Below are 19,700 nucleotides of genomic sequence, written 5' to 3'. Positions count from 1 at the left end.
AAAATCCGTCGTTTATCGCGGCGGCCCCGCCGGCTTTTGTCGAAGCGGGCCGTTGCCGAGCGCCTGCGCCAGCGCCTGGCGTTCTTCGAGAGGGAGGGTCGCTGCGAACGTCACCACAGTGGTCTCGATCCTGCCGCGCAGCGTCGCGTCCGCAACCTGCGCGCGCTGGAGTTGCGCTGTTACAGCGGTGGAATTGAACCGGGGCTGTACGAACAACTTCGCCGCCTCGCCGCGCGCCTCGCGCGCCTCGCGCGCCACATCGATATTGTCCCGGACCGTCTGGCGAATGGCGCGGCGGAAGGCCTTGGCCTGATCGGGCGGCAAGGATTCCGCGGCGAGGACACGCCAGCCTGCCGCCGGATGATGCGCCCAGCGCCACACGCCGCCGGCGATCGCGCCGATAAGGAAGATGTTGAGCACGACGCTGACGGTCAGCAGGGCAGACTGCCATCGTTTCATGGGCCGACATCCTCCTCGATCAGATCGCCGAACGCGGTGGCGTCCTCATGGCCATAGCTCGGGATATGGATCGCGGGCCCGGCGAGCGCGGCGGTGGCGGCCGAGCCGGCAAAGACCCCGCCGGCTCCGGCCAACCCGAGCCCCAAAGCCGCCCACCACAAACGCGCCCGACTCCAGGCGCGACGGGGGGCACGCGCGACGATTGCAGCGGCGAGCATTGTGGAGGGCGCCGATACCCGATGCGAAGCCAGCAGATCGTCGATCTCCCCCGCAGCTTCCAGCATCGCCGCCGCGCGCGGATCGGCGCGAACGAACGCCAATGCGGCATCGCGCTCCCCCTCGGGCCAGCGGCCTGGTTCGGCGCCATAAGCGTCGAGCAAAACCGCGAAGCGTTCGACATTCATCGGATCAGCCATCTCCATGCCCCAAACGCTCCTTCAATGCCCGCCGGCCGCGCGCGAGCAGGCTCTCGAGCGCATCGACCCGGATGCCCATCAGATCGGCCGCCTCGCGGTTCGACAATTCCTGATAATAGGTCAGCACGATCGCCTCACGCTGGCGCGGTGCCAGTGCAGCGAGGGCGCGCCCGACCCGATCCTTTTCCTCGTCGGCCACAATGACGTCGTCGGCCGCAATCGCTGGATCGGGTGCATCCCAATCGTCGGGCAATGGCGCGTCGCGCCGCTTGCGCAGCCGATCGGTGCACAGATTGAGCGCGACGCGGTGCATCCACGTATCGAACATCGCCACGCCCGGCTGCCAGCGCGACGCATGCCGCCAGACACGGACGAAAAGTTCCTGTACGATATCCTCGGCCTCGGCAGGATCGCCGAGCAGACGGTGCGCCAGCGCGGTCATGCGCGGCAGCTTGCGCGCGACGAGTTCGGCGATCGCATGGGCGTCGCCTTCGCCAACGCGTCGAACCAGATCGCCATCGGGATCATCCGCTGCCAAGCCTCCGGGCCTCCGCGTTGCGATCAACCGGCCTCATTGCCCCGGATCGGTCGCCCCGGCCCGCATAGCCTGCCGCTCATCGGTCGTCAGTATACCGTCATGATCGGCGTCGATCCGAGCAAAGCGATGCGCGAGGAGAACCTTGATTTCGGCGGCGTCGAGCACACCGTCGTGGTTGGCATCCATCCGGTCGAACATGCGCGATCCATCGCGGGTCCCACCCCGTGCTTTGGCAGCGGCGGTGAATTCGTCCTTCGAAAGCTTGCCGTCGCTATTGGCGTCGCCTTTCATCATTCGCGCCATCGCGGCTTGCGAGAAGGCCGCGAAATCCATGCCGACGGGCTTGTCCTGCGCGGCCGCAGCTGTGGCGAGGCCGAGCGCGAAGAGGGGAATGAAGCGGATCATACAGGCTCCGGTACGAGGGGTTACTCGACCGGTTACACGGGCGGGATCGGATGATCCGTCGGTGCAAGACCCGACAATATTGTCGCCCTAGCGCAGGCTAGGCCTCAGGAAGCGAGCAGAGAGCCCGAACCTCCTGAGACCCCAGCCGGGCTGGATTGACATATGGCGTTACGCCAGCTTCAAACCTTCCTTGTTCATCAGCGACGTCAACTCCTTGCTCTTCTCGTCGCTCACCAGACCCTTGAGCTTGGGGAAAAGATCGGTTTCCTCCTCGCGCATATGCTGCTCGATATCGGTGCGGAATTTGCGCAGCTTGCCGATCCAGAGCGGCGAGTCCTTGGGCATCTCGCTCAGTTCGTAGAGATATTGCTTCACATAGCCGTGATCGCGGTTGAGTTCGTCGGCCGCCTCGATCTCGCCGACTTCGCGCAGCGCCGGGTAGATCACGTTCTCCTCCTCCAAGGCATGCTTCGCCAGCATATGCTTGAGGTTCATCAGGAGCGTGGCGCGCTTGGTCGTGTTCGCTTCGGTCGTCGCCTCGAGCGCGTCGAACACCTTCAGGGTCAGATCGTGTTCGGCCTTGAGCGCTTCGTCCCATTCGCCCGCCAGCAGCGTCGGCGCCTGGACCGCGAACTTGCGCGCGACATTCGCAGCGAGCCCGACCGCAAGGCCAGCCGCGCCGGCGACGAGCGCAACGGTCGTGCCGGAAGATTGCGAGCCTGCCGCTTTGCGACGCGGCGTCGCACCACCGCTCGAGGCCTTGAAACGGCCGTCATCGTCTCGCGCCTCGGCTTTGGCGGCGGCGGAGCGCTTGGTGCTGGTAGAACTCGATTTGGTCGGGGCAGCAGTAGCCATGACGAAAAACTCCACACTGAAGACGCGTCGATGCGCCCATCGAGGGAGTCAACTGCGCAAGCGCCGGAAAGTTCTCAGAAGTTTTTCAGGTCGTCGAGCCACGGCCCCGCCACGCCGTCCGATGGTGCGCGCCAATCGCCGCGCGGCGACAGGCTGGCGGCGGCCGAGACCTTGGGGCCGTTGGGAATCGCCGAGCGCTTGAACTGGCTGATCTGGAAAAAGCGGAAGCAAAACGTCTCGAGCCACTTCCGGATCGTGGCGAGATCATAGGAATTGCGATCGTCAGCCGGGAAATCGATCGGCCATTCACCCGCATGCGCGTCATGCCATGCATGCCAGGCAAGAAAGGCGATCTTCGAAGGGGCAAGACCGTGACGCACGGTATAATGCAGGAAGAAATCGTGCAGCTCGTACGGCCCGATCTTCGATTGCGTGCTCTGGATCGCGCCCGACGCGTCGGCCGGCACCAGCTCCGGCGAGATTTCGGTGCCGAGGATCGCGATCAGGATATCGTTGGTCGCGGCATCGAACTGGCCGGTCTTGACCGCCCAGCGGATCAGGAACTGGATGAGCGTCTTGGGCACGCCGGCATTGACGGCATAATGGCTCATATGATCGCCGACGCCGTAGGTGCACCAGCCGAGTGCCAGCTCGGACAGATCGCCCGTACCGACGACAAAGCCGTCATGCTGGTTGGCGAGGCGGAATAGATAATCTGTGCGCAGGCCCGCCTGCACATTCTCGAACGTCACGTCATAGGCCGGTTCACCGCTGGCAAAGGCGTGGCCCATATCGCCCAGCATCCGGCGCGCGGCGGGACGGATATCGATCTCGGCACCGGTGATGCCAAGCGCGTTCATCAGTGCCCAGGCATTGCTCTTGGTATCCTGCCCCGTGGCAAAGCCGGGCATCGTATAGCCCAGGATCGCCGATCGAGCCATGCCGAGCCGATCGCAGGCCTTGGCGGCGACGATCAGCGCGTGGGTGGAATTGAGCCCGCCCGAAATGCCGATCACGAGCGTCTTCGCGCGCGTGGCTGTCATACGCTTCATCAGGCCTTCGACCTGGATATTGAAGGCCTCGTAGCAATCCTCGTCGAGCCGCGCCGGATCGGCGGGCACGAACGGGAAGCGCGCGACCGATCGCTTCAGTCCGACATCGGCGAAATCCGGAACATGATCGAACAGGATGCGCCGAAAACCCGTCTCGGGATCGCCGTGCGCGCGCGCGGCATCGTTGAACGTGCCGAAGCGCATGCGCGATTGGCGCAGGCGGCCGACATCCACGTCCGCATAGATCAGTCCGGGTTCGTGATCGAACCGGCCCGACCGCGCGAGTTGGTAACCCAGTTCATGGATCATCGCCTGCCCATCCCACGCGACATCGGTCGTGCTCTCGCCCGGCCCGCTTGCCGAGTAGACATAGGCCGCGTTGGCGCGCGCCGATTGCGAGGCACCGTAGAGATCGCGCTCACGCTCCTTGCCGACCACGATGTTCGAGGCCGAGAGATTGGTGAGGATCAGCGCGCCTGCCAACGCACCATAAGAGGATGGCGGGATCGGCGCCCAATAATCCTCGCAAATCTCGACATGGAAAATGAAGTCGGGAAGGTCGGTGGCAGCGAAGATCAGGTCCGTCCCGAACGGCACGGTCTGGCCGGCGATCGTGATATCGAGGCCCTTGAGACCGATGCCCGAGGCGAACCAGCGTTTCTCATAATATTCGCGATAATTTGGCAGATAGGATTTGGGCACGACGCCGAGCACCCGCCCGCGCGCGATCACGATGGCGGTGTTGTAGAGCCGCCCGCTACGGCGCAGCGCGGCGCCGACAAGCAGCACCGGCTTTAGATCGCGGCTCGCCTCGATCAGTCTTGCCAGCTCGGCCTCGACCCGCTCGAGCAGGGCATCCTGCAGGTGGAGATCGTCTATCGAATAAGAGGTGAGCGCCAGTTCGGGAAAGACGATCAGATCCGCCGCTTCGTCATGCCCCTGGCGCGCCAGATCGAGGATAGACGCAGCATTGCTCGCTGGATCACCCGCGCTTGCCGCCGGGGTCGCCGCCGCGACGCGGACCAACCCATGTGCGTGGATCGAGAAGAAGCGATCGGCCATGAGGGGGCAGCTAAGTAGTATGCCCCGGCCGGTCAATGACCGTTCCTCCCCGGAACCGGGGAGGGTTTAGGCGGCAGCGCGTTCGGGTCGCACGCCGACGAGGCTCAGCGGGCCGGCACCGACCACCTCAACCTCGACCAGATCGCCAACAACGCCACCATCGAGCAGCACCGATTGCAGCCACGGCGATTTGCCCAACCTCTGGCCGGGCTGTTTGCCATCGCGTTCGATCAGCACCTCGCATGTACGGCCGATCGTCGCACGGTTGAAGGCATGCTGCTGTTCGGTGAGCAGAGCCTGCAGGCGCTGGAGGCGTTCGTCCATCACCTCGGCCGGCACCTGATCGCCCATTGTCGCCGCTGGTGTGCCGGGGCGTGGGCTGTATTTGAAGCTAAAGGCCTGTGCATGGCCGATCGCACGCACGACATCGAGCGTGGCCTGGAAATCCGCCTCGCTCTCGCCCGGAAAGCCGACGATATAGTCGCCGGAAACCGCGATGTCGGGTCGCGCTGAGCGGACGCGATCGATCAGCTTGAGATAGCTCGTCACGTCGTGGCTGCGGTTCATCGCCTTGAGGATGCGGTCGCTGCCCGCCTGGACCGGCAAGTGGAGGAAAGGCATCAGCTTGGGAATATCGCGGTGCGCCGCGATCAGGCCATCGGCCATGTCATTGGGGTGGCTGGTCGTGTAGCGGATGCGGACGAGCCCCGGCATCGCCGCGAGCGCCTCGATCAGATCGTGCAGCCCACGCCCCTGATCCTCCCACGCGTTCACATTCTGGCCAAGCAGCGTGATCTCGCGCGCTCCGCCGTCGACCAGCGCCTTCGCCTCGTCGACGATCGCGCCCCACGGCCGCGATACCTCGGCGCCGCGCGTATAAGGCACGACGCAATAGGTGCAGAATTTGTCGCAGCCTTCCTGCACCGTCAGGAACGCATTCGGGCTGCCGGCGCGCCGGCCAGGCAATGCATCGAATTTCGACACGGTTGGCATGTCCGTATCGATCGCCTGTCGGCCCGCGACCGCATTGGCGATCAGGGCCGGCAGCCGGTGATAAGCCTGCGGGCCCACCACCAGATCGACGGCGCGTGCGCGCCTGGGAATTTCGGCGCCTTCGGCCTGCGCGACGCAGCCGGCCACCGCGATCATCGGCTTGCCCCCATCGCGCTTGGCGATCCGGCCGATATCCGAATAGACCTTCTCGGCCGCTTTCTCGCGAATATGGCAGGTATTGAGCACGACCAGTTCGGCAACGCCCGCATCGGCGGCGTGCATGCCTTCCGCCTCGAGCAACTCGGCCATGCGCGCGCCGTCATAGACGTTCATCTGGCAGCCGAAAGACTTGATGTGGAAGCTGGTGGGTTTGTGCGGAATCATGGGGCGCCCATAGCTTAGGGGCCCTTAACAAGGAAGCGGCCGACTTATGAGCCTGACCGCTTCCAGCCACCTTTAAGGGGGTACAGCATCCTCTCCCTACCCGGGTCTTCGCCCGACTGACCGCCCCGTGCCGTTCGGTTTGGTTGGCGGGCCTTAAAGCGACACGAGGCGTGCCACAAGCGAAGTCTGCACGGCTCATGAACAATCGGGAACAGCATGGCGAGAATGCCACGATCGCGCTACCGTATAGCAGTTAGGATGCTACTCGATCATCTGCGTGACGAAGAGCAAAGCGGCCGCTATCGGAGCATCAAATGGCCGCCCCCCTCCCCTTCGTCTGGTCATCGACGGCGATGCACTGGTCGCGAACTGGCAATGGCTGCGCACGCAAGGCGGCAATGCTGATTGTGGTGCCGCCGTAAAAGCCAACGGCTATGGACTCGGTGCATCTGAGGTGGTCGCACGACTGGCGGCGGCCGGTTGCCGCGATTTCTTCTGCGCCACCTGGGCCGAAGCGGAGGCGATCGGACCGCTCCCCGATGCTGTCGCCCTGTCGGTGCTTCATGGCGTGCGCGCCGAGGATATGCCGGCAGCGCTCGCCTCACGGGTTCGGCCGGTGCTCAACACGATCGAACAGGTCACGCGCTGGCGCGAAAGCGGCGGCGGCCCGTGCGATGTGATGGTCGACACCGGAATCAACCGTCTCGGCCTGACGCCCGCACAAGCGCGATCGGGGCTGCTCGATGGCCTGACGATCGAAACATTGCTGAGCCATCTCTCCTGTGCGGACGAGCCCGGCCATCCCCTCAACGAGCGCCAGCGAGACGCCTTTCGCACGATCCGGGATGCGGTTCCGGCGCGACGCTATAGCCTCGCCAATTCAGCCGGGATCCTGCTGGGTCGGGATTACGGCTTCGATCTGCTGCGCCCCGGCATCGCACTCTATGGCGGCGTCCCGACACCCGATGACGCCGCCAGCACCGCGCTGCGGCTCACCGTGAAGATGGAAGCGCAAGTCATTCAGCTGCGCCATGTGCCTGCTGGCGAGGGCGTCGGCTACGGCGCCAAATGGACCGCGCAAGCCGATGCGCGCATCGCCGTCCTCAACATCGGCTATGCCGACGGGATGCTGCGGCAGTTGGGGCCTTGCCTGGAGGCGGTCGTCGGCGGCGAACGGCGCTCGCTGGCAGGCCGGATCTCGATGGACATGATCACCGTCGATGCCGGATCCGCCGACGTCGCGGAAGGCGACTGGGTCGAACTCGATTACGATCTGCCGAAGTTGGCGGCGCGCAGCGGTCTGACCCAATATGAACTGCTCACCGGCCTCGGGCGGAGGTTCGACCGGATATGGCGGTGAACGCGATCCTGCGGGACCGGCTTTGTGCGCCCCGTCGCATCAAAGGGTTGCCCCTCGCCCATGCCGACCGCTAGAGCGTCAGCACCCATGGCGTCATCTCCCCTCGTAACCTCCATTCTCGCACCGTTCGTCGCTGTCGGCCGCGCGGTGATCGGGCTGTTCGCCGCGATCGGGCGTGTGGTGCTGTTCGGGCTGCGGATCATCGTCCGCGGCCTTACTCCGCCATATTATCCGGCTCGATTCTTCGAGCAGCTCGCGCACATCGGCTGGTTCTCCCTGCCGGTTGTTGGGCTGACCGCGATCTTCACCGGCGCGGCGCTGGCACAGCAGATCTACACGGCGGGATCGCGCTTTTCGGCGCAATCGACCGTTCCGGCGGTGGTCGTCATCGGCATGGTGCGTGAGCTCGGGCCCGTGCTGGTCGGCCTGATGGTGGCGGGTCGCGTTTCATCGGCGATGGCAGCCGAGATCGGCACGATGCGCGTGACCGAGCAACTCGATGCGCTCACCACCTTGCGCACCGACATTTACCGCTATCTGATCGCGCCCCGCATGTTCGCGGCGCTGATCGCGCTGCCGCTGATGGTGCTCGTGGCCAATGCGATCGGTATCTTCGGCGGCTGGTTGCTGGCGGTGCAGAAGCTGCATTTCAATTCGGCCAATTATCTTTCGGTCACGCGTCATTTCCTGAGTTCCGACGATTTCCGGATGGCGATCGTGAAGGCCGGCGTGTTCGGTTTCTTCATCGCGCTGATGGGCTGCTACCACGGCTACCACACCAGTGGCGGCGCGGCCGGGGTCGGCAATGCGACGCGCAATGCGGTGGTCTCGACCTTCATGCTGATCCTGGGGTCCAACTTCCTGATCACCGCGACGGTGTTCGGCTGATGGGCGAGCCCAAGATCGCGATGGAAGGCGTCGCCAAGGCGTTCGGCACCATGCAGGTGCTCGACGGTGTCAATCTCACGATCGAGCCGGGCGAAAGCGTCGCGATCATCGGCCAGTCGGGCAGCGGCAAATCGGTCACGCTGAAATGCATTCTCGGCCTGCTCGAACCCGATCGCGGATCGATCAAGGTCGACGGTGCCGAGATCGTGGGGTTGCGCGGCAAGTCGCTCGACAGGATGCGTGCCAAGTTCGGCATGCTGTTCCAGGGATCGGCCCTGTTCGATTCGCTTCCCGTTTGGCGCAACGTGACCTTCGGCCTGACCCAGGGCCGCCAGATCGGCGGGAACCGCCTGCGGGCCATCGCCGAGGAGAATCTGGAGCGGGTCGGGCTCGACAAGCGCATCCTTAATTTGCGGCCGAGCGAGCTTTCGGGCGGCATGCAAAAGCGCGTGGCACTCGCGCGCGCGATCGCGCCGCGTCCCGAGATCATCTTCTTCGACGAGCCCACCACCGGCCTCGATCCTATCCGCGCGGACGTGATCAACGACCTGATCGTCAGCCTGGTGGAGGATCTGGGCGTGACCGCGCTCACCATCACCCACGACATGGCGTCCGCACGCAAGATCGCGCACCGCGTGGCGATGCTCTACCAGGGCAAGATCGTGTGGAAGGGCCCGCGCGACCGGCTGTACGACAGCGGCAACCCTTACGTGGATCAATTCGTTCAGGGTCGCGCGGAAGGCCCGATCCAATAGGTTATTCGATCACTGATAGCGAAATCGATCGTTGGTTTCGATTGGGCGCTTCCGGTAGCCACACTTCACCACGGCAATGGAAAGACGCATATCATGATCGGACGCGAAGTTCCCAACGTCACGCTGAAGACCCGGGTCCGGGACGAGAGCATCGAAGGCCCCAATCCGTTCCGCTGGCAGGACGTGCATACGCGGGATCTGTTTTCGCACGGCCGTAACGTCGTCTTCTCGCTACCGGGCGCCTTCACGCCGACCTGCTCGACCGAGCAATGCCCGGCTTACGAGCGCACTTACGAAGAGTTCAGGGCGAAGGGCGTTAACGAGGTCTATTGCATCTCGGTCAACGATGCGTTCGTGATGTACCAGTGGGGCCGCCATCTCGGCATCAAGAATGTGAAGCTGCTGCCCGATGGATCGGGCGATTTCACGCGCCGCATGGGCATGCTGATCAACAAGGACCATCTCGGCTTCGGCGACCGGTCGTGGCGCTATGCGATGGTGGTCGACGACGGCGTGGTTACCGCCTGGTTCGAAGAGCCTGGCATCAACGATGACGGTGTCGACGATGATCCTTACGGCGAGAGCGCGCCCGAAAAGGTGCTTGCCTGGCTGGACGCCCATCCGCGCTGAGGCCTTTTAGCTGGGCGCATAGTTAGAGATTCCGGCTTCGCTCCCGAAGCCGGGCCGTTGGACGGCGCGGTAACCCCACCCCCGGAGGATACCCGCCGATTCCCGAAATCGTCCCCGCGCATGCAGAGATCCATATTTTCCTAACCATGTGGTGTGCATATGGTGAAGGGAATATGGCGCAGGTTTTGCCGAGCCTGCGTTGCTCATGCGCGGGGATGATGGAGGGTTGATGAAGCGGATCACGATCCTGCTCGCGATGCTGACGGCCGCGCCGGCGAGCGCGCAGGTCCGCACCGTTCCTTATTGGGCCTCGATCGCCGCGGCCGAAGCGATGATGCGCACCGGCCCCGATCGCAGCTATCCCGCGATCTGGGTCTACAAGCGCCGCGATCTGCCGCTGCGCGTGCTCCAGATCGAAGGTGCATGGCGGCGCGTGCAGGAACAGGACGGCACCAGCGGCTGGATGCTGGCCAGCCTGTTGTCGGCCAAGCGCGCGGCGGTGGTGACCGGCACGTATCGCCCGATCCGCGAGGCGCGCGACGATGGCAGCCGCCTGTTATGGCAGGCCGCACCGGGCGTGGTCGGCCGCATTTCGCAATGCGATGGCCAATGGTGCCGGATCGCGATCGGCGCGCGCACCGGCTATATTCCGCAGAGCGGACTTTGGGGCACGGACCCGGGCGAACAGCTTCGGTAGCTGCCCAAGTCAGACTATTCTGACCGTCACCCCAGCGAAGGCTGGGGTCTCAGGAGGATAAGGGCGCGCTCTACTCGCATGAGACCCCAGCCTTCGCCGGGGTAACGAGGCGGTGGCGCCGAATTTCAGATTGAGGACTCCCAATAAAAAGCCCGCCGCCCCCACTGGGAGCGACGGGCCTCTTTCGATCAGGCGCTTATCAGAAGCTGACGCGCGCGCCGATACGGATCGAGTAGAGCGACGGCAGGTTGATCAACTGATCCTGCACCGAGTTCTGCGGGTTGAAGCTCGTGTACAGATAGTGATCGCAGCTGTTCGCGCCCGCAGCGACGCACGAAACCTGGGTCACGGTCTTGTAATAAGGGAAGCTGGCGCGAAGCTGCTGGCCCCAATTCTTGTTGAGCAGGTTGGTGAAATTCTCGATGTCCGCGAACAGCGAGATGCGCGAATGGCCGACAAAGGTCGGGATTTCCTGCTCGAGGTGGAGATCGAGACGCGTGAACCACGGCGAGTTGAAGGCGTTACGCGGCGCGACCTTGCCACGATACTTCTTCAGATCGGTCGAGTTGATCAGATTCTCGATGGCCGCCTGGGTCGCCGCGTCGGCATAGACCGCCTTCGGATCGTTGATACCGGTCGGCACGTAGAACAGGTAGTGCGTGTTGCTGCCCACCGTGCCGAAGACCTGGCTACGCGACGAGCCGCTGCTGCTGAGATCCTGGAACGTGTAGCTGTACGGCGAACCGATACGGGTCGTGCCGAACAGGTCGATCCTGGTCTTGTAGTCCTGATAGAAGGCATGCTCGAACGAGACGTTATACTTGAACGAATATTTGATTTCATCGTTCGAGTGGCCATAGGCACCGCCGTTCGGGTCGAAATAGGCACCGTTATTATAGTTCGACGATGCGACCGACGAGGTTGCCGCCTGCTGGTCCTTGGCATTCTGATAGGTGAAGCTGCCAGCCAGCGAGAGGCCGAAGTCCCAACGCTTGTCGAAGCGAACGACGCCGACGAAGGTTTGACCCTTCTTGGTGTTGGTCAGGACATAATCGCCTTGGGAGTCGTTGCAACCCTTACCGTCGGACCCGAGCGTCGAGTTGACAAGACAATTGCCGGCCGCACCGGGGATCGCGGCAACGACGTCCCAATAACGCTGGCGGCCGTCGGGGGTCAGCGCGCTGGCGCCGGTGATCGGCCGGTTGCGATAATCCTGCACGAGCAGGGCGTTACGCACCTTCGAGTAGAGGCCGTCGACCGCGAAGTTCCAGTGATCACCGAGCGGCCCGAGGTTGGTGTCGTGGCTTGCCGACAAGGTAGCGCGCCACTGCGACGGGATCTTGAAGTTCGGGTCGATCGCAGAGGTGTTGCCGTTCTGGGTCGCGGCGCCACTCTGGATTGCAGCGTTACAGGCGGCCGGGATCGTGGTCAGGCTGACATTGTTGAGAGCGGCCGTGCCGCAAGCAGCGTTCGACGATTGGGTGAGCGACACCGGCTGCGCGCCGGAAGCCGAGAAGGCATTGCCGATATACACGTCCGGCGTGCCGCCGCCGAAAATGCCGCCGCCGCCATGGAACGACCAGCGCGGAGTCGGGGTGAAATCGAAGCCGATACGCGGCTGCAGCAGGCTCTTGCCGCTGATGAAGGCCTGGTTGGTGATGCCTTCACGCTTGAAATAGTTGGTGTTGATCGGCGGGGCATCCCCGCTACCATACATGTCGAAGCGCAGACCTGCCGAAAGGTGGAGCTGGCTGTTCACGCGCCAATCGTCCTGGGCACCGAACGTGTAGGTCTGGTATTTGAAGATCGCCGAGGCGTCGTTCGGGTTCAGCGTCGTGGCGTTCGTATAGCTGAAGGTCGACGCCGTACGTGCATTGAACGCTGCGACCGAGTCGAAATAATAGCTGCCCCTGGCGCCGTTCACGAACAGATCGTAATTGTCGCTGTTCTCATATTCGACCAGCGCACGGACGGTGTGATCACCGAAGCTGACGCGCGCCACTTCCGAGGCACCGAACGTCTTGACGCGGAGCGCATTGGCCTGGGCCGAGGTCTGCGGACCGACCAGCACCGAAGCGACGCCCGACGAACAGCTCGTTGCCGAACCGGTGCTGACAGCATCGGCGCAGATCGTAGCCAGAGCGGTGTTGCCGAGGATCGGGGTCTGGCCGCTCTTGTAATCCTTGTAGCGCAGACGGGTCTCGGTCGAGAAGGTGGGCGACCAGTCCGAGTTGAGCTGAACGACACCAGCGATCACACGGTTCGGCTTGATGTAATCATCCAATTCGGTCGGCAGGACGTTGGCAGAGGTGCTGCCGAGCGTGATGATCGAATCCTTGGTGTAGATGCCGGTGATCGCCAGCCGCTGCGTGCTGGAGATGTTGGCGTCGATCTTGCCGACGATGCGGTCGTCCTTGTCGCCATTGTTGGTCGCGATGCCGCCAGCATTGACGCCATAAACGGTGTTCGCGATGCCGGTGATCTGCTGGATTGTCGCATCGCTCAGGTTGGAGAGCGGGCTACCGCCGCTGGTGGTGGCCCCGCCGGCATAAGCGAGCGGCAGGCTGGCGCGGACGCGCTCGGCCGAGACCATGAAGAACAGGCGATCGGGGATGATCGGGCCCGAAATCGTGGCGCCGTAATCGCGGCTCTTGAACGACGGGACGTTCACATGGCCGGCGGTATCGATCGTGCCGCCGTTGGCCGAGATGAAGCCCTTGGTCTGATCGCCGTTAAACTTGTCGCTGGTGTAGCTGTAGAAACCGGTGCCGTGGAACTGGTTGGTACCCGACTTCAGGATCGCGTTGACCACACCGCCTTCGAAGAAGCCTTCGCGGATATCGAACGGCGCGACCTTGGTTTCGAACTGGCCGATCGAGTCGAGCGGCACCGGGCCGCGCCGCGACGGCAGTGCGTCAGGGTTGAGACCGAAGCTGTCGGTGATCGGCACGCCATCGATGGTGAAGCGGTTGAAGCGCGGATTGGTGCCGACGAAGCTGACCTGGCGGCCGGTCGACTGGCTGGTGTCGAGGTTGGCGAACGGATCGCGCTGCATCAGATCGCGGATGTCGCGGTTGACCGAGGCGACCTTGCTGATCTGCGCTGCGGTGAGAACGTTGGCAGGGCCGCCGGCGATGGTGTGAACGCCCTTCAGGCGCGTGGCGGTAACGACGATCTCCTGCGCCGCCTGATCGAGCACGACCGGCACCGAGAGCGGCTGGCCGACGACCGTATTGAGGTCGGTGACCTGATATTGTGCGAAACCATTGGCGTTGACCGCGACCGTGAAGGGGCCGCCGACGCGCAGGCCTGGAACGGTGAAGCTGCCGTCCGACTTGGTGACCGTGGCCGAGACTGTGCCCGATGGCACGTGGGTAATCTTCACTGCGGCGCCCGCGATCGGGCCGTTGGCGGAGGTGACGCTGCCCACGATCGTCGAAGTGGTTTCCTGCGCATGGACAGCACTGGTGGCAAGCGCAGCGAATGCGCAGCCGGCGAGAAATTTCTTCATTGGTGTCCCCTTGTTCCTGATTGCCGGCGCGTTGGCAGACCAGTGTGACAGTTCAGTGATCGTTCCGGGCGCGTCCCCACAGCCCGTCTAACTGTCACATTACACACGCTCTTTCGCACCGCAACATTCGCGCCGCCACGCAACAAAAAGCCGATCGCTGTTGCAGCATTGCCGCACTCGCGCCATGCCAGGGCAATAACGAAAGGGAACGCGATGGCGGAGATCGGGTTGGCGCCATGGTGCTGATAGCAAGCTACAATATCCGCAAGGCGATCGCAGCCGATCGGCGGCGCCGCCCTGAGCGAATCATGGAGGTGCTCGGCGAAATCGGCGCAGATGTCGTCATATTGCAAGAGGCGGACCGACGCTTCGGCGAACGCCATAGCGCGCTGCCCGCGCACCTCCTGGCCGAGCATGGTTATCAGGCCGTTCCCTATGAAATGCGGCATGGCAGCATCGGCTGGCACGGCAACGCCGTGCTGATTGGACCGCATGTGGCGATCGAACGCCAGCAGCCGTTGCACCTTCCCACACTCGAACCGCGCGGCGCCGTGCTGGCCGATCTGGTCGTCCCGGGCGGACGATTGCGCGTCGTCGGCATGCATCTGGATTTGTCCGGCTTGTGGCGTCGGCGGCAGGCGCGCTCGATCCTCGACGATCTCCAGGCCCAGCCTTACTGGCTGCCGACCCTGCTGGCGGGCGACCTCAACGAATGGAGCCGCGGCGGCTGCCTGCGCGATTTCGGATTGCACCATCGGCCGCTCGCGCTCGGGCCGAGCTTTCACGCCCGCCGGCCGATCGGCAGGCTAGACCGGATGTTCGTGAGCAACGGCATCATCGTCGAGGAATGCGGCGTCCATCGCTCGCCGCTTGCGAGCATCGCCTCGGACCATCTGCCGGTATGGGCGCGCATCCGGATCGAATAAGTCTTGATATTGTAAAGCGTTGAGAAATTCCGCAACTTTGCGTAAAGGCGCCTCGGGACGCGAACTGCGCCCGCCACATCCCGCCGGGCAATTACATTTCGAAAACTCGATATCAGCAATAAATACATCCGCGCTCGCACCTATTCTGTATCTCACCATTCATCGCGGATCGGTTGGAGGCCTGAGGTTCAATCGATCTCCATTTCAACGTCAGCAACCTTCTCGATCGACAGGCGCCGCCTGGATCCCTCCATTCCCCGTTCTACGACGTGGTCGGCCAGGATTTCCCGTCGGGGTCCGACTGGCCTTCTAACGATTTGAAAAGTCGACGCGGTGCAATCGGGGCTGGCTTTCCGTGCCGGCCCGGCCCAATCTGCGCCGCAGGATTCGCCTCCGCGTGAAAGGACCGAATGAGCCGCAAGCCAGTCCCCGCCCAGGTGGGCGAACGTGCCCGCCTCGAAATCCTCTTCGATCGCCAGCAATTGCTGGGCCGGCTGTTCGGCGAATATGATCAGAACCTCGTCGCGATCGAAAATCGCCTGGGCGTCTATATCGCGGCCCGCGGCAACAAGGTGCAGATCGAGGGCGAAGCCGCTGCTGCGGCGCGGGCCCGCGAGGTGCTGACCGGCCTCTACAACCGCATCGTCAAGGGCGAGGATATCGATTCGGGCATGGTCGAGGCGGTCATATCGATGTCGGCCGAACCGGTGCTCGAAGGCATCATTCGCCACGACGTCTCCGAACCACCGGCGATCATGATCCGCACGCGCAAGAAAACGATCGTCCCCCGATCGGCTACCCAGACTCGCTACATGGCGGCGCTCGCATCGGCCGACGTGATCTTCGCGCTCGGGCCGGCGGGCACCGGCAAGACCTATGTTGCGGTCGCGCAGGCGGTGCAGATGCTGATCCAGGGCCAGGTCACCCGCCTGATCCTGTCGCGCCCGGCGGTCGAAGCGGGCGAGCGGCTGGGCTTCCTGCCCGGCGACATGAAGGAGAAGGTCGATCCCTATCTTCGCCCGCTCTACGACGCACTCTACGACATGTTGCCGGCCGAGCAGGTCGAGCGTCGCATCGCCAGCGGCGAGATCGAGATCGCGCCGATCGCTTTCATGCGCGGCCGTACCTTGGCCGACGCCTTCATTATCCTCGACGAGGCGCAGAATACGACGCCTGCGCAGATGAAGATGTTCCTCACCCGCTTCGGCACCAACAGCCGCATGGTCGTGTGCGGCGATCCTCGCCAGATCGATCTGCCCGATATCGGCAAATCGGGTTTGGCGGATGCGGTCGGCCGGCTTGAGGGAATCGATGGCATCGCGACGATCCGGTTCAATGCCGCCGATGTCGTGCGGCATCCGATCGTCGGGCGGATCGTCGAGGCGTATGAGGGGCCGGACGCTTGAAGTAAGCGCTTCTCACGTCCATCGAGGCATCGTCATGGCTGAGTACCAACATCCCGCCGGCGATACCAATCTACCGCAACGGGCCATCAGCCTGGTCGAACGAGTGGTCCGTTGCGGGCGGCGAATCCCCCTGCCACGGCCTGCCGGGCCGAACGCCGACAAAGCATTCTTCGATTGGCTGAGCGGCGAAGAAGATATCGAGGACGTTCGCTGATACTATCGCGAATGGATTCGAAACCGCTCTACAACGGCGATGATTTCGCCCAAACGGACATGGCATGATCCACACTGAAACAAGCGTCGACGAACCCTGGCCCGAGGGCGATTGGGAAGCTTTGGCCACGCGTGCCGTATTGGCCGCAATCGGCGCAAGCTCGCATGGCGACATCGCCCAGGGTTCCTACGCGACCGAGATATCGGTGCGCCTGACCTCGGATGACGAGGTGCAGACCCTCAACCGCGAATATCGGCAGAAGGACAAGCCGACCAACGTGCTCTCCTTCCCGATGGTCCAGCCCGATCTGCTCGACGCACTCGACAATTCGGACGATGGCGAAGTGCTGCTTGGCGATATCGTCCTGGCGCACGGCGTCACGATGCGTGAGGCCGAGGAGAAAGGCGTAACGCTGGAGGAACACGCCACCCATCTCATTGTCCATGGCACCCTGCATTTGCTAGGGCTCGATCATGAACTGGGGGACGCGGAAGCCGAAGCGATGGAAGAGAGCGAGCGCGTTGCGCTCGCCTCGCTCGGCATATCCGACCCTTATGCGGTGCGTGAGGCCTGATCGAAGCCATGGCTGACAATGACCGGGATTCGGGGCGCGGCCGATTATGGGCGGGCCTGCGCGGCCTGTTCGGGACTGAATCCGAACCCACCCTTCGCGACCAGATCGAGGAAGCGATCGTCGAGCATGAGGATGAGGCACCGGCCAAGGGCGACCTTTCGGGTCCCGAACGCCAGATGCTGCGTAACTTGCTGGATTTCGGCGAGCGCACCGCGGGCGATATCGGCGTGCCGCGCGGCGAGATCATCGCCGTGCCCGAGACGATGGCCTTCGCCGATCTGGTGACCGCCTTCGCCGAAGCCGGGCATAGCCGCCTGCCGGTCTATCGCGACAGCCTCGACGAGGTGATCGGCATGATCCATATCAAGGACGTGTTCGCGATCCTCGCGCTCGGGCAGACTCCGCCGGACACGCTCGAACCTCTCATCCGCCAGCCGCGCTACGTGCCTGAATCGATGGGAATTATCGATCTTCTCGCCGAGATGCGGACGCACCGCATCCACCTTGCGATCGTACTCGACGAATATTCCGGCACCGAGGGCCTCGTCACGATAGAGGATATCGTCGAGGAAATCGTCGGCGAGATCGAAGACGAACATGACGACGCGCCGACTGCTCTGCTCATCCCGCTCGACGATGGCATCTGGGACGCCGATGCGCGGACCGAACTGGAGGAAGTGGCCGAGGTGATCGACCCCCGTCTCGCCGAAGTCGAGGAGGATGTCGACACGTTGGGCGGGCTTGCATCGGTGCTGTCCGGCCATGTCCCCCAGATCGGCGAGACGATCCTCCATCCGAGCGGCTGGCGGCTGGAGATCACCGACGCCGATACGCGCCGCGTCGCCAGGCTGCGGCTGCATCCGCCGATTGCCGATCCGGTCGAGGAATGACGGCACTTTCCCGCATCTGAAGGGTTTCGAGGGCCATGTGGAAGCGCATCCTGATCGTCGTCCTGGTGCTCGTCGTGGCGGCGGGCATCTTCGTCTACGTGCAGGTCCACCAGCAGCGCGCGCGGCTCGACATCACCGCAAGCCAGGGCCTGAAGCCGACGATCGGCGAGCCTCACACCGGACTGGTCCCGCTCGTCAATATCGCCAAGCCGATCGGCTGGCAGGCTGGCGAGATGCCGACGCCCGCGGCTGGCCTGAAAGTCCAGCCCTTCGCTACCGGGCTCAATCATCCGCGCTGGCTGCTGGCGTTGCCCAATGGCGACGTCCTGGTGGCCGAAACCAACGCGCCGCCCAAGCCCCAGGACGATAAGGGCTTCAGGGCATGGATCGAGAAGAAGGTCCAGGCGCAGGCCGGTGCGGGCAGCCCTAGCGCGAACCGCATCACCCTCTTGCGCGACACCAACGGTGACGGCATCGCGGATATGAAGACCGTCCTGATCGGCAGGCTCAATTCGCCCTTCGGCATGGCTTTGGTCGGAAGCGATCTCTACATTGCCGATACCGATGCGCTCGTGAAGGTGCCTTTCACGCCCAGCCAGACGAAGATCGACGCCAAGCCGGTCAAGGTCACCGATCTGCCGGGTGGGCCGATCAACCATCATTGGACTAAGAACGTCATCGCCTCGCCCGATGGCACCAAGCTTTATGTAACCGTGGGTTCCAACTCGAATGTCGGCGAACGCGGCATGGCGGTCGAGAAGGAACGCGCCGCGGTGTGGGAGGTCGATGCAAAGACCGGCGAGCACCGCATCTACGCTTACGGATTGCGCAACCCCAACGGCCTGGCGTGGGAACCGTCGAGCAAGCAGCTTTGGACTGTCGGCAACGAGCGCGACGAACTGGGATCGGATATCGTCCCCGATTACCTGACCGTCGTTCAATTCGGCGGCTTCTATGGCTGGCCCTGGTATTATTGGGGTGGCGTGCCCGACAGCCGGCCCAAGGACCCGGACACGGACGAACTCCAGCAATATGTAGTGAAGCCCGATTATGCGCTGGGCGCTCATACCGCCTCGCTCGGTCTGTCCTTTGCCGATGGCGCCAAGCTCGGCGCGCAATATGCCGACGGCGCCTTCATCGGCCAGCACGGCTCATGGAATCGCAGCCCGCTATCGGGCTACAAGGTGGTGTTCGTCCGTTTCAGCAAGGGGCGCCCGACCGGCCTGCCCGCCGATGTCCTGACGGGCTTCCTTGACGCCAACGGGCACGCGCATGGCCGGCCGGTCGGGGTCATCATCGACAAGACCGGGGCGCTGCTGGTGGCCGACGATGTCGGCGGCGCGGTCTGGCGGGTCTCGGCCAAGTGAACGCGCCGCTGACGATCGATGTGCCGCACAAGCTGGGCAAAGCCGGCGCGCGCGAACGGCTGCGCACCCGCGCGGGCGAATTGGCGAGTCACATACCCGGCGGCATGGCGGACGTCCGCTCGTCCTGGACGAGCGAGGACGAGATGGCGCTGGAGATCGGCGCGATGGGCCAGACGATCTCGGCACGCCTGGAGGTGCATGAGGCGCTCGTGCGGGTCCACCTGATCCTGCCGCCGATGCTCGGGCTGTTCTCGGGCATGATCGGATCGGCGGTGCGCGAAAGTGGCACGCGGATGCTGGAGGATAAGAGCGGCTGAC

19 protein-coding genes are annotated in these 19,700 nt (G+C 63.8%); 11 read left to right on the top strand and 8 right to left on the bottom strand.

The window, feature by feature from the left end; genetic code table 11:
- Positions 1–12 precede the first annotated feature (12 nt).
- The 7 genes from AB4Z44_RS02615 to miaB all read right to left on the bottom strand — a co-directional run bounded on the left by AB4Z44_RS02615 (position 13) and on the right by miaB (position 6,164).
- The gene (locus AB4Z44_RS02615) at positions 13–459 is read right to left on the bottom strand and encodes a periplasmic heavy metal sensor (RefSeq protein WP_404712528.1); all 447 of its coding nucleotides are present in this window, start codon (positions 457–459) and stop codon (positions 13–15) included.
- Positions 456–875 carry a hypothetical protein gene (locus tag AB4Z44_RS02610; RefSeq protein ID WP_404712527.1) on the bottom strand — a complete coding sequence of 140 codons (420 nt, stop codon included), beginning with the start codon at positions 873–875 and terminating at the stop codon, positions 456–458. The genes AB4Z44_RS02615 and AB4Z44_RS02610 overlap by 4 nt, the downstream gene beginning before the upstream one ends.
- Positions 868–1,413 (bottom strand): RNA polymerase sigma factor, encoded by a 546-nt coding sequence (locus tag AB4Z44_RS02605; RefSeq protein ID WP_404712526.1) that lies wholly within the window; start codon positions 1,411–1,413, stop codon positions 868–870. Before AB4Z44_RS02605 ends, AB4Z44_RS02610 begins: the two co-directional genes overlap by 8 nt.
- Before the next feature lie 33 nt (positions 1,414–1,446).
- Complete coding sequence (locus tag AB4Z44_RS02600) at positions 1,447–1,818, bottom strand: EF-hand domain-containing protein (RefSeq protein ID WP_404712525.1); 372 nt, start codon at positions 1,816–1,818, stop codon at positions 1,447–1,449.
- 168 nt (positions 1,819–1,986) lie between these two features.
- Entirely contained in the window at positions 1,987–2,673 is a 687-nt protein-coding gene (locus AB4Z44_RS02595) for a hemerythrin domain-containing protein (protein WP_404712524.1), read from the bottom strand.
- 74 nt (positions 2,674–2,747) lie between these two features.
- The gene (locus tag AB4Z44_RS02590; RefSeq protein ID WP_404712523.1) at positions 2,748–4,787 is read right to left on the bottom strand and encodes an NAD(+) synthase; all 2,040 of its coding nucleotides are present in this window, start codon (positions 4,785–4,787) and stop codon (positions 2,748–2,750) included.
- A 66-nt stretch (positions 4,788–4,853) separates the two neighbouring features.
- On the bottom strand, positions 4,854–6,164 hold the full coding sequence (gene miaB / locus AB4Z44_RS02585; protein ID WP_404712522.1) for a tRNA (N6-isopentenyl adenosine(37)-C2)-methylthiotransferase MiaB: 1,311 nt from the start codon (positions 6,162–6,164) through the stop codon (positions 4,854–4,856).
- 277 nt (positions 6,165–6,441) lie between these two features.
- On the opposite strand from miaB, the gene alr reads away from it, so the two are divergent.
- The 5 genes from alr to AB4Z44_RS02560 all read left to right on the top strand — a co-directional run bounded on the left by alr (position 6,442) and on the right by AB4Z44_RS02560 (position 10,494).
- Positions 6,442–7,524 carry an alanine racemase gene (alr, locus tag AB4Z44_RS02580; protein WP_404712521.1) on the top strand — a complete coding sequence of 361 codons (1,083 nt, stop codon included), beginning with the start codon at positions 6,442–6,444 and terminating at the stop codon, positions 7,522–7,524.
- Positions 7,525–7,611: 87 nt separating this feature from the next.
- A complete protein-coding gene (locus AB4Z44_RS02575) occupies positions 7,612–8,412 on the top strand; it encodes an MlaE family ABC transporter permease (protein WP_404712520.1) in 801 nt (266 codons plus the stop codon).
- Complete coding sequence (locus tag AB4Z44_RS02570; protein WP_404712519.1) at positions 8,412–9,167, top strand: ABC transporter ATP-binding protein; 756 nt, start codon at positions 8,412–8,414, stop codon at positions 9,165–9,167. Before AB4Z44_RS02575 ends, AB4Z44_RS02570 begins: the two co-directional genes overlap by 1 nt.
- 93 nt (positions 9,168–9,260) lie before the next feature.
- Positions 9,261–9,797: a peroxiredoxin gene (locus AB4Z44_RS02565; RefSeq protein ID WP_404712518.1), complete on the top strand. Its 537-nt coding sequence runs from the start codon at positions 9,261–9,263 to the stop codon at positions 9,795–9,797.
- A 229-nt stretch (positions 9,798–10,026) separates the two neighbouring features.
- On the top strand, positions 10,027–10,494 hold the full coding sequence (locus AB4Z44_RS02560) for an SH3 domain-containing protein (protein WP_404712517.1): 468 nt from the start codon (positions 10,027–10,029) through the stop codon (positions 10,492–10,494).
- Positions 10,495–10,693: 199 nt separating this feature from the next.
- Here the strand turns inward: AB4Z44_RS02560 and AB4Z44_RS02555 are convergent, their stop codons facing one another.
- On the bottom strand, positions 10,694–14,005 hold the full coding sequence (locus tag AB4Z44_RS02555; protein ID WP_404712516.1) for a carboxypeptidase regulatory-like domain-containing protein: 3,312 nt from the start codon (positions 14,003–14,005) through the stop codon (positions 10,694–10,696).
- 236 nt (positions 14,006–14,241) lie between these two features.
- Here AB4Z44_RS02555 and AB4Z44_RS02550 point away from each other — a divergent pair, with 236 nt between their 5' ends.
- From AB4Z44_RS02550 to AB4Z44_RS02525, 6 genes are all read left to right on the top strand, one after another.
- A complete protein-coding gene (locus AB4Z44_RS02550; protein WP_404712515.1) occupies positions 14,242–14,931 on the top strand; it encodes an endonuclease/exonuclease/phosphatase family protein in 690 nt (229 codons plus the stop codon).
- A gap of 410 nt (positions 14,932–15,341) precedes the next feature.
- Positions 15,342–16,337 carry a PhoH family protein gene (locus AB4Z44_RS02545; protein ID WP_404712514.1) on the top strand — a complete coding sequence of 332 codons (996 nt, stop codon included), beginning with the start codon at positions 15,342–15,344 and terminating at the stop codon, positions 16,335–16,337.
- 278 nt (positions 16,338–16,615) lie between these two features.
- On the top strand, positions 16,616–17,125 hold the full coding sequence (ybeY, locus tag AB4Z44_RS02540; protein ID WP_404712513.1) for an rRNA maturation RNase YbeY: 510 nt from the start codon (positions 16,616–16,618) through the stop codon (positions 17,123–17,125).
- Positions 17,126–17,133: 8 nt separating this feature from the next.
- Positions 17,134–18,015: a hemolysin family protein gene (locus AB4Z44_RS02535; RefSeq protein WP_404712512.1), complete on the top strand. Its 882-nt coding sequence runs from the start codon at positions 17,134–17,136 to the stop codon at positions 18,013–18,015.
- A 35-nt stretch (positions 18,016–18,050) separates the two neighbouring features.
- Positions 18,051–19,382 carry a PQQ-dependent sugar dehydrogenase gene (locus AB4Z44_RS02530; protein ID WP_404712511.1) on the top strand — a complete coding sequence of 444 codons (1,332 nt, stop codon included), beginning with the start codon at positions 18,051–18,053 and terminating at the stop codon, positions 19,380–19,382.
- On the top strand, positions 19,379–19,699 hold the full coding sequence (locus AB4Z44_RS02525) for a polyhydroxyalkanoic acid system family protein (RefSeq protein WP_404712510.1): 321 nt from the start codon (positions 19,379–19,381) through the stop codon (positions 19,697–19,699). The genes AB4Z44_RS02530 and AB4Z44_RS02525 overlap by 4 nt, the downstream gene beginning before the upstream one ends.
- The last annotated feature ends 1 nt before the right edge of the window (position 19,700 follow it).

Source organism: Sphingomonas sp. MMS24-J13 (assembly GCF_044905095.1).
Lineage (GTDB): Bacteria > Pseudomonadota > Alphaproteobacteria > Sphingomonadales > Sphingomonadaceae > Sphingomonas_I.
The sequence above is the reverse complement of the archived record's forward strand: the minus strand, read 5'-3'. Positions and strand labels throughout refer to the sequence as shown.

Coding starts and splice junctions, on each gene's coding strand:
- AB4Z44_RS02560 (WP_404712517.1), top strand. CDS start 10,027: ATGAAGCGGATCACGATCCTGCTCGCGATGCTGACGGCCGCGCCGGCG.
- AB4Z44_RS02590 (WP_404712523.1), bottom strand. CDS start 4,787: ATGGCCGATCGCTTCTTCTCGATCCACGCACATGGGTTGGTCCGCGTC.
- AB4Z44_RS02595 (WP_404712524.1), bottom strand. CDS start 2,673: ATGGCTACTGCTGCCCCGACCAAATCGAGTTCTACCAGCACCAAGCGC.
- AB4Z44_RS02615 (WP_404712528.1), bottom strand. CDS start 459: ATGAAACGATGGCAGTCTGCCCTGCTGACCGTCAGCGTCGTGCTCAAC.
- AB4Z44_RS02575 (WP_404712520.1), top strand. CDS start 7,612: ATGGCGTCATCTCCCCTCGTAACCTCCATTCTCGCACCGTTCGTCGCT.
- AB4Z44_RS02600 (WP_404712525.1), bottom strand. CDS start 1,818: ATGATCCGCTTCATTCCCCTCTTCGCGCTCGGCCTCGCCACAGCTGCG.
- AB4Z44_RS02545 (WP_404712514.1), top strand. CDS start 15,342: ATGAGCCGCAAGCCAGTCCCCGCCCAGGTGGGCGAACGTGCCCGCCTC.
- miaB (WP_404712522.1), bottom strand. CDS start 6,164: ATGATTCCGCACAAACCCACCAGCTTCCACATCAAGTCTTTCGGCTGC.
- AB4Z44_RS02555 (WP_404712516.1), bottom strand. CDS start 14,005: ATGAAGAAATTTCTCGCCGGCTGCGCATTCGCTGCGCTTGCCACCAGT.
- AB4Z44_RS02565 (WP_404712518.1), top strand. CDS start 9,261: ATGATCGGACGCGAAGTTCCCAACGTCACGCTGAAGACCCGGGTCCGG.
- AB4Z44_RS02535 (WP_404712512.1), top strand. CDS start 17,134: ATGGCTGACAATGACCGGGATTCGGGGCGCGGCCGATTATGGGCGGGC.
- AB4Z44_RS02610 (WP_404712527.1), bottom strand. CDS start 875: ATGGCTGATCCGATGAATGTCGAACGCTTCGCGGTTTTGCTCGACGCT.
- AB4Z44_RS02550 (WP_404712515.1), top strand. CDS start 14,242: ATGGTGCTGATAGCAAGCTACAATATCCGCAAGGCGATCGCAGCCGAT.
- AB4Z44_RS02570 (WP_404712519.1), top strand. CDS start 8,412: ATGGGCGAGCCCAAGATCGCGATGGAAGGCGTCGCCAAGGCGTTCGGC.
- ybeY (WP_404712513.1), top strand. CDS start 16,616: ATGATCCACACTGAAACAAGCGTCGACGAACCCTGGCCCGAGGGCGAT.
- AB4Z44_RS02530 (WP_404712511.1), top strand. CDS start 18,051: ATGTGGAAGCGCATCCTGATCGTCGTCCTGGTGCTCGTCGTGGCGGCG.